This is a genomic window from uncultured Holdemanella sp. (assembly GCF_934754935.1).
Lineage (GTDB): Bacteria > Bacillota_I > Bacilli_A > Erysipelotrichales > Erysipelotrichaceae > Holdemanella.
This window is the reverse complement of sequence record NZ_CAKVJB010000011.1, coordinates 14,596-31,380: the sequence shown is the minus strand read 5'-3', so window position 1 is coordinate 31,380 and position 16,785 is coordinate 14,596. Positions and strand designations below refer to the sequence as shown.

Sequence of the window (16,785 nt, the reverse complement as noted above, 5' to 3'; positions counted from 1 at the left end):
TACCCCGAATTTCATGTAAACCCTTACAACTATAATAACAACACTAACTTCATTTGTCACGACAAAATAAAGAAATAATTTCAAGGTTATATTCAGTTATTTTTTATTAATATATTTTAGTCCTGTTTAATGTATTTTTAATACTTTTAGTTATATTTTACTATTGTGTTCATTTTAAGCTATGTTATAATTTATCCGTTAGATAAAAATTAAAGATGCCCAATCTTTTACATCTAACACTTTTCGACGTGAGGACTAGCCCTTCCCAAAAACTAAACATAGCTAGTTCTCCATTTTTTTATTTTTAGATGCTATAATGAAATTGGCTGAGTACTAATCCTTGGCTTGTAACCAACTTAAGCTGACAATTCCCACATACTTGTCAGCTTTTTCTTATCTTAATACCTAGTAAACAAATAGTATAAACGAGTTTATCATAAATTAATTTATCATATATAAATATACAAATTCAAAACAATACTTCTGCTTTACATAATCCACTTCAGAAACAAATACACCATATGGGCGCACATAATAGACAAGATCCCCTATATGTATTTTTTACACACTTTAGCGCTTTATCAATACAATTGATTTCAACAGTAATCCCTTTAATTCTACCTGTTATGAAGATTCACCTAATAAAAGCACCAATCAACTCATGACTGATGCTTACGTTTTTAAGAATTTCATCCATATTCCGTTTACCATATACAATACGAAGAATGTAGATTATATTTTCTCCTGCATCCAGAAGATATAATTTCCAACCAATTTCTTAATATATAAAAATTCATTGTCAACAAGAGAACCACTTTCAGGAAAAGCACTTACTTCTTAAATAGCCTTCTGCAACTTATCTTCGAAGTCGGATGCAGCCTGTGGATTTGCAAGATCAACTGTGATGTACTAGACAATCCCATCTAAATCAGATTCCGCTCTTTTGATCAGTCAACATCCAAATTTAGATGCCATACTTGCTCTTAATATTAGAAATTGCAGTGTCTCCATCTACAGTATTTCCAGATTTTGCATCTTCTAAACCATCCAAGATTGTTTCTGCTTCATACATTTTAGTTCTCATCTTTCCAATCATTTCCTGCAACGTCGTTTGACGCATCCTTTTCTGTTTTAGCTTTACTTGTGTCTCAAATAATTGTTTATTCCCTATAATATACAATTGTTTTTTGGCACGAGAAATCGCTGTATACAACAAACGCTTCTCCAACATATTTTTCGCATTCACATCCACTATACAAAATACCGTCTGATATTCATTACCCTGTGATTTATGAACACTGATACACCACGCATGTTTCAAATAATAAAGAAAATCAGTTGAAAAATCGACAATATTATTTGTGAAATCCACTGAAATTACATTCTTTTTCGAATTGATTTCAACAATCGTACCAATATCCCCATTATAGACATCTTCATCCGGAAGATTCTTTAGTAACATGACCTTATCATTTTCTCTAAATACCGTTGTTCCAACCTTCATCTGATTCTTTTGTGGACTCTTTGGATTAAACAAAGCCTGCATCTGACGATTGATCTCATCAATACCAGCTACACCCTTATACATAGGCGCCAAGATCTGCATAGAATCTAGATCCATATCCTTTACATAATCAATAAGCGCATCCATGATCTTAGGTGTTGTTCGCTCAATAAATTCAACCCCATCCTCATAATGACAAGTTGTTTCTTCACGAATCTCTTTTGCCAAAGTCACAATACCAGAACCATTTGACTGTCTAAAAATCTTCTTTAAATGCACAGTATCAATCACATTGGATTTGATTAGATCCTCCAAAACCTTACCTGGACCCACACTCTCCAACTGATCTTCATCCCCAATCAAAAGAATACGACAACGATCTGGCAAAGCCTTTAATAATTGGGCAAATAAATGCGTATCCACCATACTAAACTCATCCACAATAATGAAGTCTACATCCAAAGGATCCTCTTCATTCTTACCAAAGGAATTGTCATCCAAATTCCACTGCAACAAAGAATGAATCGTTCTTGAATCACAATTCGACAATTGTGCCAATCTTTTTGAAGCCCTTCCCGTTGGTGCACAAAGCTGAATCTTACTATCCGGATACACTTCTTTACATATTTCCAAGATTCCCTTTACCGTTGTTGTCTTACCAGTACCTGGACCACCCGTTAAAATCATAAAAGAACGATCAAAAAACAATTGAATCGCATCCTTTTGTTCCTGATCATATGTAATAGCTAAAGAAAATTCTACCTTTTGGATACGTTCTTGCACATCCACACGTTCTACTTCAAACAAATGATTCTTCAATTCTTTGGCAATCACTACCTCATCTTCATGCAAGGTAAAAGGATAAATACGCATATTTTCCACATACAAATACTGCATGGCCACCAAACGATCAATACTATCATGAATCAATTCTTCACTTACACCTTGCACATTTGAAAAAATCGTCGCAAACGTAATATACGTATTTCCCGTTGCCATAGAGAGTTGTCTAGCCAACTCATAAATATAGGCATCCAATCTTCTAGGATCCTCATTCGATAAACCAATGGCACTTGCCATCTTACAAGCTGTCTTATAACCAAAACCATATACCTCATAATATGGTTTGAAACAATCCTCTTCAATCACTTCTAGAACATTATCATACGTATCCAATAACATCTGAATTTGTCTAGGACTCAACCCATACTTCAATAGTTTGGCATATGCCTCATTAAAACCCGTGAATTCCTGAATTCCCTTTTTAATGATCGCAATCTTTTTTTCAGAAAGATTTGGCACTCTATTTAGAATTGCAGGATCCTTATGAATCTTCTCTAAACAATTCTCACCCAATACTTCATAAATACTTTCCGCCGTCTTTTTTCCAATCGTAGGAAAATTTTCTCCACAAAGAAAATGAATGATCGCATCCGAATTATCTGGCAACTTCTTTTTAGCCATATCCACACGAAATTGCTCCCCATACTTAGGATGCGTCATATACTCACCCTCAAGCACATATTCCTGATCTTCAACAGGATCTTCAATACGACCAGCCCCCGTGAAATGATGATACGTCTTTAACTCTGAAAAGCCAGCCACCACATAATGATTCGCCTTATTTTCAAATATGATATATTCAAGCTTAGCCTCGATGTCCATTGGCCGTCTCCATAATCAATTGATTTAAATTCTTGCCATCCTTAAACACTTCTTCAATGACACCACCACCAATGCACTTATCACCATCATAGAATACAGCTTCCTGACCCTCAGTGACAGACGCAATTGTTTGTGGATACTTCACAAGTACACTTGTATCATCCAATCTTTCAATTTCAATATCCTGATCCTTTTGACGATATCTAAACTTACAAGTACACTTTGTAGGAATCTCATCTAAACTAGGCAAGATCCAGTTAATCCCCTTCACAATACAAGAATCTGAATATAATAAATCTCTTTGATCTGTACGACATACATAAAGAATATTCTTTACAACATCTTTACCCACTACAAACCAAGGACCCTTTTCATGATCAATATTTAAACCCTTTCTTTGTCCAATCGTATAATATAAAACACCCACATGACGAGCAATCACTTTACCAGTATTTACATCCACAATATCTCCATCTTTACTAGGAAGATAGTTCGATAAAAATTGTCTAAAGTTTCTTTCGCCAATGAAACAAATACCCGTACTATCCTTTTTTGTGGCAACAGACTCTAAATTTAATTCAGACGCAATCTGACGAATCTCAGGCTTTTCAAGATTTGCCAAAGGAAAAATTGTTTTGGCAACCTTACTCTTTTCAACCTGACACAAAAAATAAGTCTGATCCTTATTTTGATCTTTAGCACGCGTTAAATACGTAAAACCATTCTCTTCAGCATTTGAAGCATAATGTCCTGTAGCCACCTTATCAAACCCTTGTTTCATAGCATATTCAAAAAATGAATCAAATTTAATATATTTATTACACAAAATATCCGGATTTGGCGTACGCCCCTTTTCATATTCACTTAAAAAAGTTTTAAATACATTATCCCAATATTCCTCAATAAAATCGACACGCTGTAAAGGAAGATCCAAATGATTGGCAACCGCAAGTGCATCTAAATAATCCTGTTCCTGAGGACAAGTATCATCTTTAATTGTAGGATTTCCCGCAATATCATTATTCGCAAAACTATCCCAGTTACGCATAAAACAACATGTTACATCATACCCTTGTTTTTTTAATAAATAAGCTGCAACCGCAGAATCAACTCCACCACTTAATCCAACTAATACTTTCATTCTGTCATCCTCCAATTATAAAAAATTATATCATATAAAAAGGACCAAGCCCGAAAAACTTGATCCAACAATTCAAAATGGTGCCCAGGGCCGGACTCGAACCGGCACGGTATCGCTACCGGTGGATTTTGAGTCCACTGCGTCTACCAATTTCACCACCCGGGCAAAAAACAAATATTCAATTTTAAAAATGGTGCCCAGGGCCGGACTCGAACCGGCACGGTATCGCTACCGGTGGATTTTGAGTCCACTGCGTCTACCAATTTCACCACCCGGGCATTGCTTGACTATTATACCAAAAGTTAGAATACCATGCAAGAGATTTTTTAAAAAAGCCACTAAAAAGTGGCTATCTCAATAAATCCCTAATTTCATCTTCACTCTTCGACAATGACTTAGAAATAAATTCTAAACTCATTCCATTCGCAAGCATCAATTGAATCATCTGTTTTATTTCTTGATCCTTCTGCTCAACTTGTTTATGAGCTTCTTCTACTTGTTTATGAGCTTCTTCTGATTTCTTTTCAACTTCTTCTTGTGCTTTTCGAGTTTCTTCTTGTGCTTTTCGAACCTCTTCTTTTGCTCTTTGAAGTTCTTCAAGTTCAAGTTGCCGTTCCATTCGTTCTTCATTTTCATGCAGTTTTTGAAAATCTTCTATTATTTTTTTCCAACCATCATCCGATATGGTTTCTACACGCTTCTCTAACATTTGAATCACCCCATCCTTCTCTATCATCACCTTAATTTTACTATCATCCATTCCCTTGTGGCAATTCAAAAAATAATAAATCATTTTCTCCTGTTCATTCATGTCTTCAAGTGGTTTATTTACATCTAATTTTGCCATCTCGATTTTGTGTGTTTTTAAATCAATGCAACATATACATCATATGGCCATTTATACAATTATTTCCTGTATTATTTAAATTCCAAATCTTTTGTATATATTCTGTACTCATTTTGGAGTCACTGTGAGTACATATTGAGAACAAACCATTTCATTCTAACAATACATACATTTAAAATATTGTTTTGCTCAATTTCGAGCATTTGATTCATCAATTCTATGTATTTAAATATGAATGATCATATCGAAGCACTTGGTTTGTTTTTGCATTACTACACAACAAAAGAATTGTAGTACTTACGTAGAAAATTTCTAATGAAATAATTCGAAATTCATGAAAAGTTAATATAAATATGATATGGTTCTTATATCGATAAAACAATTGAATTCTAAAATATAAAAGAATCAAATGAAAGCGAGGTTAAAATTCATATGGAAAGTAAAATCATGAATTATCAAGCTATAATCACTGATATTAAAGATATCATTTCTTCTGGCCAAAAAATAGCATACAATGCTACCAATAAAGCAATGATACTAACATATTGGCATGTGGGTAAACGTATTGTTGAGCAAGAACAAAACGGAAATGAAAGAGCACAATATGGGCAAGCTCTGATTGATGCTTTAGCTGATGAACTTACAAAAGAATACGGAAAAAGTTTTTCAAAGAGAAACCTCCAATATTTCCGCAAATTTTATATTGCTTATCCTGACGAACGAATTGTGAACGCATGCGTTCACAATTTAACTTGGACGCATTTTAGAAGTTTATTACGTGTTTCTGATGAAAACGCAAGATTATGGTATATGAATGAAGCCTCAAATGAGGGATGGAGTTCTCGAACATTAGACAGAAATATTAGTACACAATATTTCTATCGATTAATGCAATCTCCAAAGAAAAATGATGTTGTTAACGAAATGCTTCTGAAGAATTCAGAAAATCAAAAGAATCAGTTTGAATTATTAAAAAGTCCAATTGTTGCAGAATTTTTGGGATTCAAAAATGAAGATTCTTATCTTGAAAATGATTTGGAATCAGCTATTTTGACACATATCAGAGATTTCTTAATGGAAATGGGAAAAGGATTTGCATTTGTTGCTAGACAACAACATATTGTAACTGAAACTGAAGACTACTATATTGATCTTGTTTTCTACAATATCGAATTAAAATGCTATGTTCTCATTGATTTAAAAATGGGGAAAATCACACATCAAGATGTTGGTCAAATTGATATGTATGTTCGAATGTATGACGATTTAAAATGCAAAGAAGGAGATAATCCAACGCTTGGAATACTACTTTGTTCTGAAACAGATGAAGATATTGCTAGATATTCTATCCTTCATGATAATGATAGACTTTTTATGTCTAAATACCTAACTTACCTTCCTTCAAAAGAACAATTAAAAGCAGAAATAGATCATCAAAAAGAAATATTCTATATGCAACATCCAACATTATCCAAAAAATAAATGAGTAAAACTAAAATATAAAAGCATTGATTTTGATTGACACGAATACGTTGCCCACATTGTGGACATGAAACTACTAGAGTGGTGTGCAATTGACAGCTAATTAGGTGCACCCCTAGCAATCATACTGGTTTAAAATGACACTTGAGTCGGTTCAACATAACGGATAATCGGTGTAATATAACTCCTGCAAGTGAAAATGACAACCACCTTGTTGTCTTCATTTGCAGGTTTTTATTTATATCGTATGATCAATTACACTCCATACTTTTGAATAGAATGAATACAATCCGCTCCTTTATCATTCCAGTCAATATCATCTTCGTCATCAAACCAGAACCATTTCTCAATTACTTTTAGAAACTATTTTGTTTTTGGTAGATTACATTTCAATATACTAAATGCATTAAATCCACTTTCATCTGATGCTATATATGTTCCTGGTTGATTTGCATATACACCATACTCATTCATGACTTTATCAATTACACTAAAGCATTGCTCGGTAGTTAAACTATTCTGTTTCAATTTATCTTCATTAAATTCAAAATACATCAACATAGGCTATACTCCTTCTTAAGATAATTCTATTTTATCATGGATCATCTGGCATATATTTGAACAAGAGAAATAATAAAATGAGTACCTTTTCGTACCTCAAGGTATTAAAAAAGCTAGAATACACTTTATATAAAGCACTTCTAGCATTTATTCTTTATTCGAACTCAATTGTACGTAACTTCATACGATTCTGACTTTCTTCAACAAAAGATAATCCTTCTTCATTCCTTAATGTGAATGTGTTGCACATTCTATTATTATCAATTAAATTCACATTAAAAAACACTAAGACGATTGTTTCCTTTAATTGTTTGTAGTATTTTCCTTCTAATTGTTGAGAACCATGAAGTCTAGCCAAATAATAACTAAAGCGAATTGGCAAATTATCTTTTGTTTGTCTTAACTGCATCTCTAAATCTACCATCGTTCGATCATTAAATTCAACTAATAAGTCTAAGCGTGGACTCTTCATTTTACTATAGCCTTTTACTATTTCTGAATTCTTTACAACAACACTATTCACCTTCCTTTCTAAAAATACCGTGAGTAATGATTTTAAGGCATCATTCGCCTCTTTACAATCTTCGCCAAAAACATATTTAAAGGCGAAATCATTTAATAAATTTGCGCTACGCATGAGCACCTCTTTCTAGTAGGCATTTAACCGTTCACCTAGAGTTATAAATATCATAATGTCGATTTGTATATTTCCTTGTAGTTTGACCACTTTACTAAACAATGATTAATTATAAAAATCTTTGAATTCAGTTGGTTTGATGTTTAAAAGAATTATCACTTTTGTGTCATAGGACAAGAAACAATTTCATCTTAGTCTTTTACGACAAAGAAGGATTTGAATATTTAATCAACTAGGTGCAATAGATATAGACCGCCAGATTACCTACATACTCTTATACGTAATTTTTTCAACAAATTCTAGAAAAGATGAAAAAAATGCATCCATTTAAACAGATGCATTAAATAATATCACTCATTTTTAAAATATACTTATGAATATCTTCTTCTTTTGAAATATCATACTCATTACATACTTTAACAAAGTAATTTTTAATAGAATCCTTTGTGATCACTTCATTAGAAGGTATATCATCACCATAACCATTACGAGCTATTACCCAAGGACTTTCTTTATGTGTCGCTTTTTCCAAAGTCTTACCACCATATTGACCAAATGTATTTACAACTAAATCTATAATATATCTATCTTCATCATCTAAATATTTTTTATATCCTTCAAACATAATAAATTTCGGATCATCAATCACATTAAAACCAAACTGCTTAAATATATTATACACATCTTTATAAACCGGTCCGTGTACCCAAGCCTCGCAATTTTCTTCAAACATTTCTCTACCATTTAACACAAACGACAACCCCTGTATATAATATAATAATTTCTGAAGCATTAAGGGAGTTACCTCATCTAATTTTTCAAATATATACGAAATGACACCAATCATCTTATTTGAAATAATAAACATGTTTTTTAACTCACTTACTCTATTCATCGATTTTTTAAAAGCAGCTAATGCAACTTTATCTTTATTTTCCAACAACTTTTGTTCCATATATACCGGAGACGACAACGCATTGCGTATGATATTTGAATACTCTTTTGAAGGCACTTGCCCCAACAAATATCGCGTAATCGTTATTTCACCAAACCCCAACACAATGGATAATGGAGCTTTTCCAATATTATACAATTCCATCAAAGTATGAATATCTTCTATTGAAACTAAATCTTTTAACTTTCGATACTGCTCATCTATTTCGTGAACATTTAAATCGATAATACCAGGAACACTCATAAATCCACCACATGTATCACAAACAGCACAAGTAATCTCAAAAGTTAAATCTTCTCCACGAATATTTTTTATGACACTTCTTTTTTGTAGTGAATAAGACGTCATCTCTCTACACTCAACACAAAAATCAGTTTCTCTTTGCATACTACAATTATCTCCTTCTTTTATTGAAAATAATAAACCAGTGGATATTTTTGTTTATGAAAAGATACCACAATCAAAAGCTTATTAAACTTAATATACAATGGAACCTTTTCACTATTTTCATCAAATTAAATTCCTTTCCAAAAAAATATAGCCATTCATGATTAAAATTTGCGTGTTTATTTTGAACCTTCTCACAAAAGTCATATACCGTTAAATTCAACAATATTGATTTAACACTTTCCTCATTTATCAAATAATGACAAATTTGTTAATCGATTCGAATTTAAAGGTATTCTAAACTTACCATCCAAAATCAGTTTTTTTGCCTCACCTAAATACTCATTAATTTCAGATTCATCAATCAAGAGATTCACCTCCGTTTTATGATGGCATTTTTTTCTTTTACTATCATAAGTATATCATATGATAAATTTTTGTAAATGTTCTATCATTCAGAAAATAAATAAAAAATGCATCCATTTAAACAGATGCATTATAATATGTTTCAATATCACTCTCAGAAATATACCCACACTGTGCCATTGCCTTTAGTACGGCATATTGTTTCTGTTTGGCCTGGGAAAAATGATTCACCAATTCATAATTATTTGGAGATTGCGGAATACCCGCCAATAAAGAAGCTTGCGCAATCGTTAAATCCTCTGGAAGAGTATCCAAATAACCCATACTTGCCTCATAAATACCTGTATAGTTATTTCCATAATTGATCACATTCACATATAAAGTAACAATGTCATTTTTTGAATAATGCTTCTCCAAATAACGCGCCACAAAGAACTCTGTACTCTTACGATCCCATGAACTTTCAAACATCCCATACAAGTTTTTGGCAAGTTGCTGCGTAATTGTAGAACCACCACTCGTTAATAGATCTTCATCAAATTGAGAAACAGCCGCACGAACCAAGCCAATATAATCAAAACCACCATGATCATAAAAACGACGATCCTCAATCGCAATCGTTGCCCGAATCAAATCTGGTGATATATCATCATAATCCACATAATAAGGACTCGACATCACTTCATTGACTGCCTCATCGACGGATTTTACTTCTGTAAGTTGTAAATAATTCCAATACCCCTTGCCAAAAAAGACTCCGACAAAGCCAATAATTAGAATCAACAACAATTTAAATATAAACTTAACTAACTTTTTCATACCTAAACATTAACATACTAAAAAGAACTTGTAAAATTACAAGTCCGTAAGATTAATCTTTTAAAGCAATGTGAGAAGCATCTTTGAAAATCGAATTTGCCGCAATCTGACCACGCACACGCGATAATGGATATACATTTGTATGAGGACCAATAATCGTTCCTGGACAAAGTACAGAATTACATCCAACCTCTACATAGTCACCCATGAAAGCACCGATTTTTCTTAATCCCGTTTCAAATTCTTCAACCACATTATAATTTTCATCTTTTCTTCTTAAGATGATATTATCACGAGCACTCTTTAAATTACTTGTGATACCACCAGCACCCAAGTGAGAATGATAACCTAAAATACTATCTCCAACATAGTTATAGTGAGGTGTTTCTACATTGTCAAATAAGATACAGTTTTTTAATTCAACACTATTTCCAACAACACAATTTGCCCCAACCAAAGCACTACCACGAACAAAGGCACAATGACGCACTTCCGTCTCAGGACCAATAATACATGGAGCTCCTAAATAAGCACTTTCAAATACATGAGCACTTTTATGAACCCATACATGCTCTTTTACTTCCACATAATCTTCACCCAAGTTTTTCCCTAATTCTAAAATCAATTCTTTGATTCCAGCCAAGGCTTGCCAAGGATATTCAAACTGCGTTAAATAATCCTTAGCTAAAGTATGATCTAAATCATAAAGCTCACTAATTTTGTACATAAATTTCCTTCTTTCTTACCATTCAGGCTCAAACTTAAATTCAACCCGAATTTCATTTTCATCTATATCTAAAATCGCATAACTACAAGGTCTTCCATCCCTTGAATGCGATAAAGATCCAGGATTCAATAAAGTTACACCATTTACTTCATCCAAATAAGCTACGTGCGTATGCCCAAAACATACAATATCACAATTCAATTCTTTTGCCCTATTTGAAAGCTGTTCACTCCTTGAAAAATACGAGAAGCGATGCGAATGTGTAACATAAATTTGATGCTTACCAATCGGAATGATTCTTTCATCCTCAAAACGGCCAAAATAATCATTGTTTCCACGAACAAAGATATAGCCCGGATAAAACATAGGATCACTCTCTAAATCACCACAATGAATAAACAATCCAGCATCCGGATGTTTTTCACGAATCGTATTTAATATATCATTTCTTCCATGAGAATCACTCACAACCACAATTTTCATAAATTACCCCTAATTCAATTCATCTTGAAACGACATTTGTTCCATACTCTTATCACTATCATGCATGATCTTAGCACTCTCTATACCCACATATCGAAGTACAAACGGCTGATACCAATGCCCCGTCTTCTTTTCATGGCCCTTACCATATCGCACTACAAAACCATAGCGATACGCATTTTCTAAGATCCATTCTACACGACTCTTATTTTCTTTTGACAATTCTTCTTCCACTTGCGTATAGTCCATATCCTCATTTAGATGCTGCTTACAAAGATTTAACCACTCATCCTGACCATCCAAGACAATTGTATACCCTAGTTGCTGCTCATTTTTACCAGCTCCATACATATAATTATCAACACCCGCAAATTCTTTTGAAGCATTGACATATTGATCTAAGACTTGTTCATAATTCATATAACCACTTGAAACACTCAAATGATCTTGGCCATCCATAACCGAAGCATAACTATCTAACATACTCGATAAGTTATCAACCATGGCACTTTGAACATATACACCATTAAAATCCACTAAATTTTCCGGTGCATATTTATATACTGTATTCTCCTGATTTAAGACAACATATGGATTTGTAGGATCTGCCACCAAACGCAAATCCGAATATAAGACAGCCTCATTTTCATAATATGTCGTTAAATCAATATAGGAATAGTGAGACAACAATTCCTTTAAAGAATCATACGAAAAATTCTTACGAAAACGATTCACGAAATTGACAATATATTCATTATCCGCATCCTGCGTGTCTTTTGCCTCTTTATAATACAACGTGTTCTTTAAACTAAAACCATCCAGCTCAATAAAATCCATAAACTTATCAGGCGTGATATGCTGATTGATTAAGTAATCAATATCATTACTATCTAAATATTTCAAAATCACATCACGATTCTTGTCCGTTGTATAAGGATACCTGGCTAACGGATCATATGACTTATCCATCTGGTAAAGACAAACACATCCTACCGCAAAACAAACCACGATCAATAAAACACGTGCGCGCATTTCTTTTTTACTAATCAAAATAAGTACCTCACGCAAAACATTATACTAAACTATCATTCCTCATGCAAACGAGCATAAAGAATCTTAGCCACATCTTCAGGAATCACTTCACTAAGCTGGTCTATGCTTGCGAGTCGCATCTGCTTCATACTCTTAAAATGCTTCAACAATTCCTTTTTACGCTTAGGACCAATCCCACTCACCGTATCCAATATCGATTTTGTCATCGACTGATCTCTAAGCTTTCTATGATACGCAATTGCAAAACGATGCACCTCATCCTGCATACGCGTCAACAAAAAGAATAAGCTTGACTTAGAATCAATTGGAATTTCATTTAAATTCACATCCATCAAAGCACGTGTCGCATGCTTATCATCCTTAACCAAACCAGCAATTCTTAGATCCAACTGCAACATATCTATAATTTCTTTAGCCGCTGAAATTTGAGCGGCACCACCATCCACCAACAATAAATCTGGCATCGGTAAATGCTCTTTCAACAACCTAAAATACCTGCGATAAATAACTTCCTTCATACTATCCACATCACTGCGATAGCCATCGAGTTTATAATGACGATACGAACTCTTATCTGGAATTCCATCCTTAAAGACAACCAAACCACTCACATTAAAAGTTCCCTGAATATGCGAGTTATCAAACATCTCCACCGTATGAATATCGGCATTAAATATGTTTGACAACATATCATTGGCCTTTTTAAGCTCATTATCCTTACGAAATACCAATTGAAACTTCTGTTCATGCGCCTCTTTCGCATTCTTATACACCATATCAATTAATTTTTTCTTTTCACCACGAATTGGAATATGCACATTCGTATTTAAAGCCTCTTTTAAAACATCAACCGGTGTACCTTCTGGCACCAAGATTTCTTTTGGCACTACATTCTTTTCGTAATACTGCATGATAAAACTAGTAAAGGCATCCATCTCATCCTCATATAAAGGCGTAATCGACATATTTCTTTCCAACAATTTTCCTTGTCGAATAAAGAAACCCTGAAATGAAATATAACCAGAATCCACATAATATCCAAACACATCACGATTCGCACGATCTTTAAAATCAATCGTCTGCTTTTCAATCACATGCTCTAAAGCCTGAATCGTATTATAGATTTCCTGCGCCTTTTCAAACTGCAAGTTTTCACTCGCATCCAGCATTTTTGCCTGCAAAGAATCCATCACCTCTTTGGTGTCTCCCTGCAAAAACTTCTTAATTTTCTTGCGCGTTTTCTCATTTTCCTTAGGATCAATTTCATTTATACAAGGCCCTAAACACTGATGCATATGATAGTACAAACAAGGACTATCCGGAATATGACGACACTTTCTTACACAAAAGATTTGATTGATCAACCTCACAATTTCATAAGCCGATTGACTACTTGGATAAGGCCCATAATATTCACTCTTTTTACTTTTAATATTACGCGTTGTACGAACCACAAAATTATTTTCCTTTGTGATTTCAATATATGGATACGTCTTATCATCCATAAACATAATATTATATGGAGGTGTATGCTTCTTAATTAAATTGATTTCTAATAGTAAAGCTTCTTTTTCACTGCCCGTCACAATAAATTCAAAATCACGAATATGCGAAACAAGACGCGTCGTCTTATTATTATGCGTACCATGAAAATAAGAACGCACACGATTCTTTAATACTTTTGCCTTTCCTACATACAAAATATTCTGATTCTCATCCTTCATGATGTAACAACCAGGTGCATCCGGAAGTAAAGCCAATTTATCTTGTAAATGCTTAGAAATACTCATTTTATCCCCTACTTTAATATGACAATCGTTGCTCCAAGTCCACCTTCACTCGGACCTGCACTTGTAAATTTTGAAACATTTGGCTGTTTCTTTAAATCCTTCCAAACCGCTGTTCTTAAAGCACCCGTACCCATACCATGAATAATACGAACTTGTTTAATATGTTTCACAACAGCTTGGTCTAAATACTTATCTAATGCCGCAATTCCTTCTTCCACACGCATACCAATTAGATTCAACTCTAATGGAAAGCGACTCGATACACTTTCTACATGCGCTTTATAACTTGTCTTTTTGATTTGCGGTTTATGCATAGGCTCCAACTTCGAAAGTTTGACCTTCATCTTCATTCCATTCGTTAAAACAGTCGCCTCGTTTCTTCGAATATCTACAATTTCACCATGCGAATTCAAACCCGTGATCTTTACATAATCCCCCACTTTGAATTCTTTCTTTTCCTGTTCTTCTTCTACTACATGCTCACTTAAAAGATCCAACTCATGCATCTTTTCAATCTGTTCATGCTGCTTACCCGTCTTCTGTTTACGAAGTACAGTTAAAATTTCTTTGGCCTGTGCCTTTTTCTTTTCAAGCATCTCATTTAACTGTTCTTGATATGAAGCATCCAATTCTGCCTTACGCTTTTCGATTTCTTTTTCCTTTTCATAAGCCTCTTTTTGAACACGATGCGCATCCTCAATCAACGCATTAAAACGCTCCTTTTGTTTCAATACATCATTTTGAAGTTTCTCTAATTTCTCTAATTCTTTTTCCGTCTGCTTTTCATTTTCATTCTTTAAAAAATCAGCTCTTTTTAAAATCGATTCTTCCAAATGATATTCTCTGGCAATATGAAACGCATAACTTGCACCCGATACACCCGGAATATATTTATAGGTCGGCTTTAATGTGTCTGGATCAAATTCAACACTCGACACCAAGACATGTTCATTCGCTTTTCCATATGTTTTGACTTGCGAATAGTGCGTTGAAGTAATGATCGTACTCTTTTTTAAAATCAAATATTCCAATATCGCAACCGCAAGACTCGCACCTTCTAATGGATCTGTACCATTTCCAATTTCATCCAATAAGATAAAACTATTCTCATCACTCTTTTGACAAATATGAGAAAGTCTAGAAATATGACTTGAGAAAGTTGACAAATTGTTTTCAATCGACTGATGATCTCCAATATCAAAATACATCGATTGATAAAATGGCAAGATTGCCTTATGACAAAGTACTGGAAATGCCGCATGAGCTAATGCCACAAATAGACCAATCGTCTTTAAGGTTACAGTTTTACCACCCATATTCGGACCAGAAATCATAAGACAAGCTTGTTGATCATTTAATTCATATGTGTTACAAACCACTTTCTTTTCATCAATCAACGGATGTTTGGCATGTTCTAAATACAAGGAATGATCCCTAGATTGTAAAGAAGGAATACAACCATCATAACGAATGGCCCATTTTGCCTTTGTGAAAGCTACATCAATGATTGTTAAAGTTTCTAAAGCTGAAGTTAATGCCAACGCATGTTTCTTGACCTGTAATGACAATTCTTTACAAATTCTTTTCTTCTCTTCTTCAATACGAATCAATAATGATGAAATTTCATTATTGTCTGATACAAAGCTAGATGGCTCTACATAATAGGCAAGACCCGAACTCGATTGGCCATGAATCATACCTCCAAAGGCATTTTTATCTTGAGCACGCACCAATACAACAACACGACCAGATACGCTCGTCGTCATATTTTCCATTAATTTTGAACTATTCTTCTTTAAAAACTGTCTCGATTTAGCCTGCAAAGCCAAACGCGTATCTACCAAAGCCTTATGCATACTCTTTAAGGCAGGTGTGGCATCTTCTTTAACACTACCCGTTAAATCGATTTTGGAAATAATCGAATCCATTAACCGTGTACATCCATCCATCGATTGGGCTAGATTGGTTAATTCTATAAATTCAGAAGAATCCAGACTCAATTTTGCCTGCTTAACAGCCGTTAAAAAATGATAGATGGAAATCAACTCTTTACTTGTTAATGTCATCTGTTTTTCGGCTTTTGAAACTGGCAAAGAAATATCATTAGCTCCTGATAAATTCAGTAAGCCACCTTTTTGTTCAAACTGGATGGCTTCTTTGGCATAATTTAATTGTTCTTGTATTTCTAATTTATTAAATTGAGGCAACGCATTTAAAACTTTTTCTTTAGAACAAGAAAAACTTGAAAACGCACAAATCTGAGTTAATACACTTGAGAAATCAATTGCCTGATTTAGTTCATCTCTAAAATTTCGTTTCATAAAATACTCCGTTCTCACCTATTTTATCACAAAATATATGGTAAACT

The 16,785-nt window shown here is 33.8% G+C and carries 14 protein-coding genes and 2 tRNA genes; 1 reads left to right on the top strand and 15 read right to left on the bottom strand.

Going from position 1 to position 16,785, the window contains the following annotated elements; all coding sequences use genetic code 11:
• Positions 1 to 964: 964 nt before the first annotated feature.
• From Q0E86_RS04350 to Q0E86_RS04330, 5 genes are all read right to left on the bottom strand, one after another.
• Positions 965 to 3,169, bottom strand: a complete 2,205-nt coding sequence (locus tag Q0E86_RS04350; RefSeq protein WP_295754766.1) for an ATP-dependent RecD-like DNA helicase — start codon at positions 3,167 to 3,169, stop codon at positions 965 to 967.
• Positions 3,153 to 4,310, bottom strand: coding sequence for a tRNA 2-thiouridine(34) synthase MnmA (gene mnmA / locus Q0E86_RS04345; RefSeq protein ID WP_288520965.1), 1,158 nt, complete (start codon positions 4,308 to 4,310; stop codon positions 3,153 to 3,155). Before mnmA ends, Q0E86_RS04350 begins: the two co-directional genes overlap by 17 nt.
• Before the next feature lie 78 nt (positions 4,311 to 4,388).
• Positions 4,389 to 4,475: transfer RNA gene (locus Q0E86_RS04340), tRNA-Leu, on the bottom strand.
• Positions 4,476 to 4,501: 26 nt separating this feature from the next.
• Positions 4,502 to 4,588, bottom strand: a tRNA-Leu gene (locus tag Q0E86_RS04335).
• A 71-nt stretch (positions 4,589 to 4,659) separates the two neighbouring features.
• The gene (locus Q0E86_RS04330) at positions 4,660 to 5,157 is read right to left on the bottom strand and encodes a hypothetical protein (protein ID WP_295754763.1); all 498 of its coding nucleotides are present in this window, start codon (positions 5,155 to 5,157) and stop codon (positions 4,660 to 4,662) included.
• 432 nt (positions 5,158 to 5,589) lie between these two features.
• Here Q0E86_RS04330 and Q0E86_RS04325 point away from each other — a divergent pair, with 432 nt between their 5' ends.
• Entirely contained in the window at positions 5,590 to 6,639 is a 1,050-nt protein-coding gene (locus tag Q0E86_RS04325; protein ID WP_295754761.1) for a YhcG family protein, read from the top strand.
• A gap of 363 nt (positions 6,640 to 7,002) precedes the next feature.
• On the opposite strand, the gene Q0E86_RS04320 is transcribed toward Q0E86_RS04325, so the two are convergent.
• The 10 genes from Q0E86_RS04320 to Q0E86_RS04275 all read right to left on the bottom strand — a co-directional run bounded on the left by Q0E86_RS04320 (position 7,003) and on the right by Q0E86_RS04275 (position 16,738).
• Positions 7,003 to 7,200 (bottom strand): hypothetical protein, encoded by a 198-nt coding sequence (locus Q0E86_RS04320; RefSeq protein WP_295754759.1) that lies wholly within the window; start codon positions 7,198 to 7,200, stop codon positions 7,003 to 7,005.
• Between the two features lie 154 nt (positions 7,201 to 7,354).
• The gene (locus Q0E86_RS04315; RefSeq protein WP_295754758.1) at positions 7,355 to 7,837 is read right to left on the bottom strand and encodes an Rpn family recombination-promoting nuclease/putative transposase; all 483 of its coding nucleotides are present in this window, start codon (positions 7,835 to 7,837) and stop codon (positions 7,355 to 7,357) included.
• Between the two features lie 340 nt (positions 7,838 to 8,177).
• Entirely contained in the window at positions 8,178 to 9,179 is a 1,002-nt protein-coding gene (locus tag Q0E86_RS04310) for a type II toxin-antitoxin system antitoxin SocA domain-containing protein (RefSeq protein ID WP_295754756.1), read from the bottom strand.
• A 245-nt stretch (positions 9,180 to 9,424) separates the two neighbouring features.
• Positions 9,425 to 9,547: a hypothetical protein gene (locus Q0E86_RS04305; protein WP_295754754.1), complete on the bottom strand. Its 123-nt coding sequence runs from the start codon at positions 9,545 to 9,547 to the stop codon at positions 9,425 to 9,427.
• Between the two features lie 115 nt (positions 9,548 to 9,662).
• Positions 9,663 to 10,364: a biosynthetic peptidoglycan transglycosylase gene (locus Q0E86_RS04300; RefSeq protein ID WP_295754752.1), complete on the bottom strand. Its 702-nt coding sequence runs from the start codon at positions 10,362 to 10,364 to the stop codon at positions 9,663 to 9,665.
• Between the two features lie 52 nt (positions 10,365 to 10,416).
• A complete protein-coding gene (locus tag Q0E86_RS04295) occupies positions 10,417 to 11,091 on the bottom strand; it encodes a UDP-N-acetylglucosamine pyrophosphorylase (RefSeq protein WP_295754751.1) in 675 nt (224 codons plus the stop codon).
• 15 nt (positions 11,092 to 11,106) lie between these two features.
• Positions 11,107 to 11,574, bottom strand: a complete 468-nt coding sequence (locus Q0E86_RS04290; RefSeq protein ID WP_288518956.1) for a metallophosphoesterase — start codon at positions 11,572 to 11,574, stop codon at positions 11,107 to 11,109.
• 9 nt (positions 11,575 to 11,583) lie between these two features.
• Complete coding sequence (locus Q0E86_RS04285; protein WP_295754749.1) at positions 11,584 to 12,624, bottom strand: M15 family metallopeptidase; 1,041 nt, start codon at positions 12,622 to 12,624, stop codon at positions 11,584 to 11,586.
• Positions 12,625 to 12,659: 35 nt separating this feature from the next.
• Positions 12,660 to 14,417: an excinuclease ABC subunit UvrC gene (gene uvrC, locus Q0E86_RS04280; RefSeq protein ID WP_295754747.1), complete on the bottom strand. Its 1,758-nt coding sequence runs from the start codon at positions 14,415 to 14,417 to the stop codon at positions 12,660 to 12,662.
• 8 nt (positions 14,418 to 14,425) lie between these two features.
• Positions 14,426 to 16,738 carry an endonuclease MutS2 gene (locus Q0E86_RS04275; protein WP_295754745.1) on the bottom strand — a complete coding sequence of 771 codons (2,313 nt, stop codon included), beginning with the start codon at positions 16,736 to 16,738 and terminating at the stop codon, positions 14,426 to 14,428.
• Positions 16,739 to 16,785 lie beyond the last annotated feature (47 nt).

Coding starts and splice junctions, on each gene's coding strand:
- mnmA (WP_288520965.1), bottom strand. CDS start 4,310: ATGAAAGTATTAGTTGGATTAAGTGGTGGAGTTGATTCTGCGGTTGCA.
- Q0E86_RS04295 (WP_295754751.1), bottom strand. CDS start 11,091: ATGTACAAAATTAGTGAGCTTTATGATTTAGATCATACTTTAGCTAAG.
- Q0E86_RS04330 (WP_295754763.1), bottom strand. CDS start 5,157: ATGGCAAAATTAGATGTAAATAAACCACTTGAAGACATGAATGAACAG.
- Q0E86_RS04310 (WP_295754756.1), bottom strand. CDS start 9,179: ATGCAAAGAGAAACTGATTTTTGTGTTGAGTGTAGAGAGATGACGTCT.
- Q0E86_RS04315 (WP_295754758.1), bottom strand. CDS start 7,837: ATGCGTAGCGCAAATTTATTAAATGATTTCGCCTTTAAATATGTTTTT.
- Q0E86_RS04275 (WP_295754745.1), bottom strand. CDS start 16,738: ATGAAACGAAATTTTAGAGATGAACTAAATCAGGCAATTGATTTCTCA.
- Q0E86_RS04350 (WP_295754766.1), bottom strand. CDS start 3,169: ATGGACATCGAGGCTAAGCTTGAATATATCATATTTGAAAATAAGGCG.
- Q0E86_RS04290 (WP_288518956.1), bottom strand. CDS start 11,574: ATGAAAATTGTGGTTGTGAGTGATTCTCATGGAAGAAATGATATATTA.
- Q0E86_RS04325 (WP_295754761.1), top strand. CDS start 5,590: ATGGAAAGTAAAATCATGAATTATCAAGCTATAATCACTGATATTAAA.
- Q0E86_RS04320 (WP_295754759.1), bottom strand. CDS start 7,200: ATGTTGATGTATTTTGAATTTAATGAAGATAAATTGAAACAGAATAGT.
- Q0E86_RS04300 (WP_295754752.1), bottom strand. CDS start 10,364: ATGAAAAAGTTAGTTAAGTTTATATTTAAATTGTTGTTGATTCTAATT.
- uvrC (WP_295754747.1), bottom strand. CDS start 14,417: ATGAGTATTTCTAAGCATTTACAAGATAAATTGGCTTTACTTCCGGAT.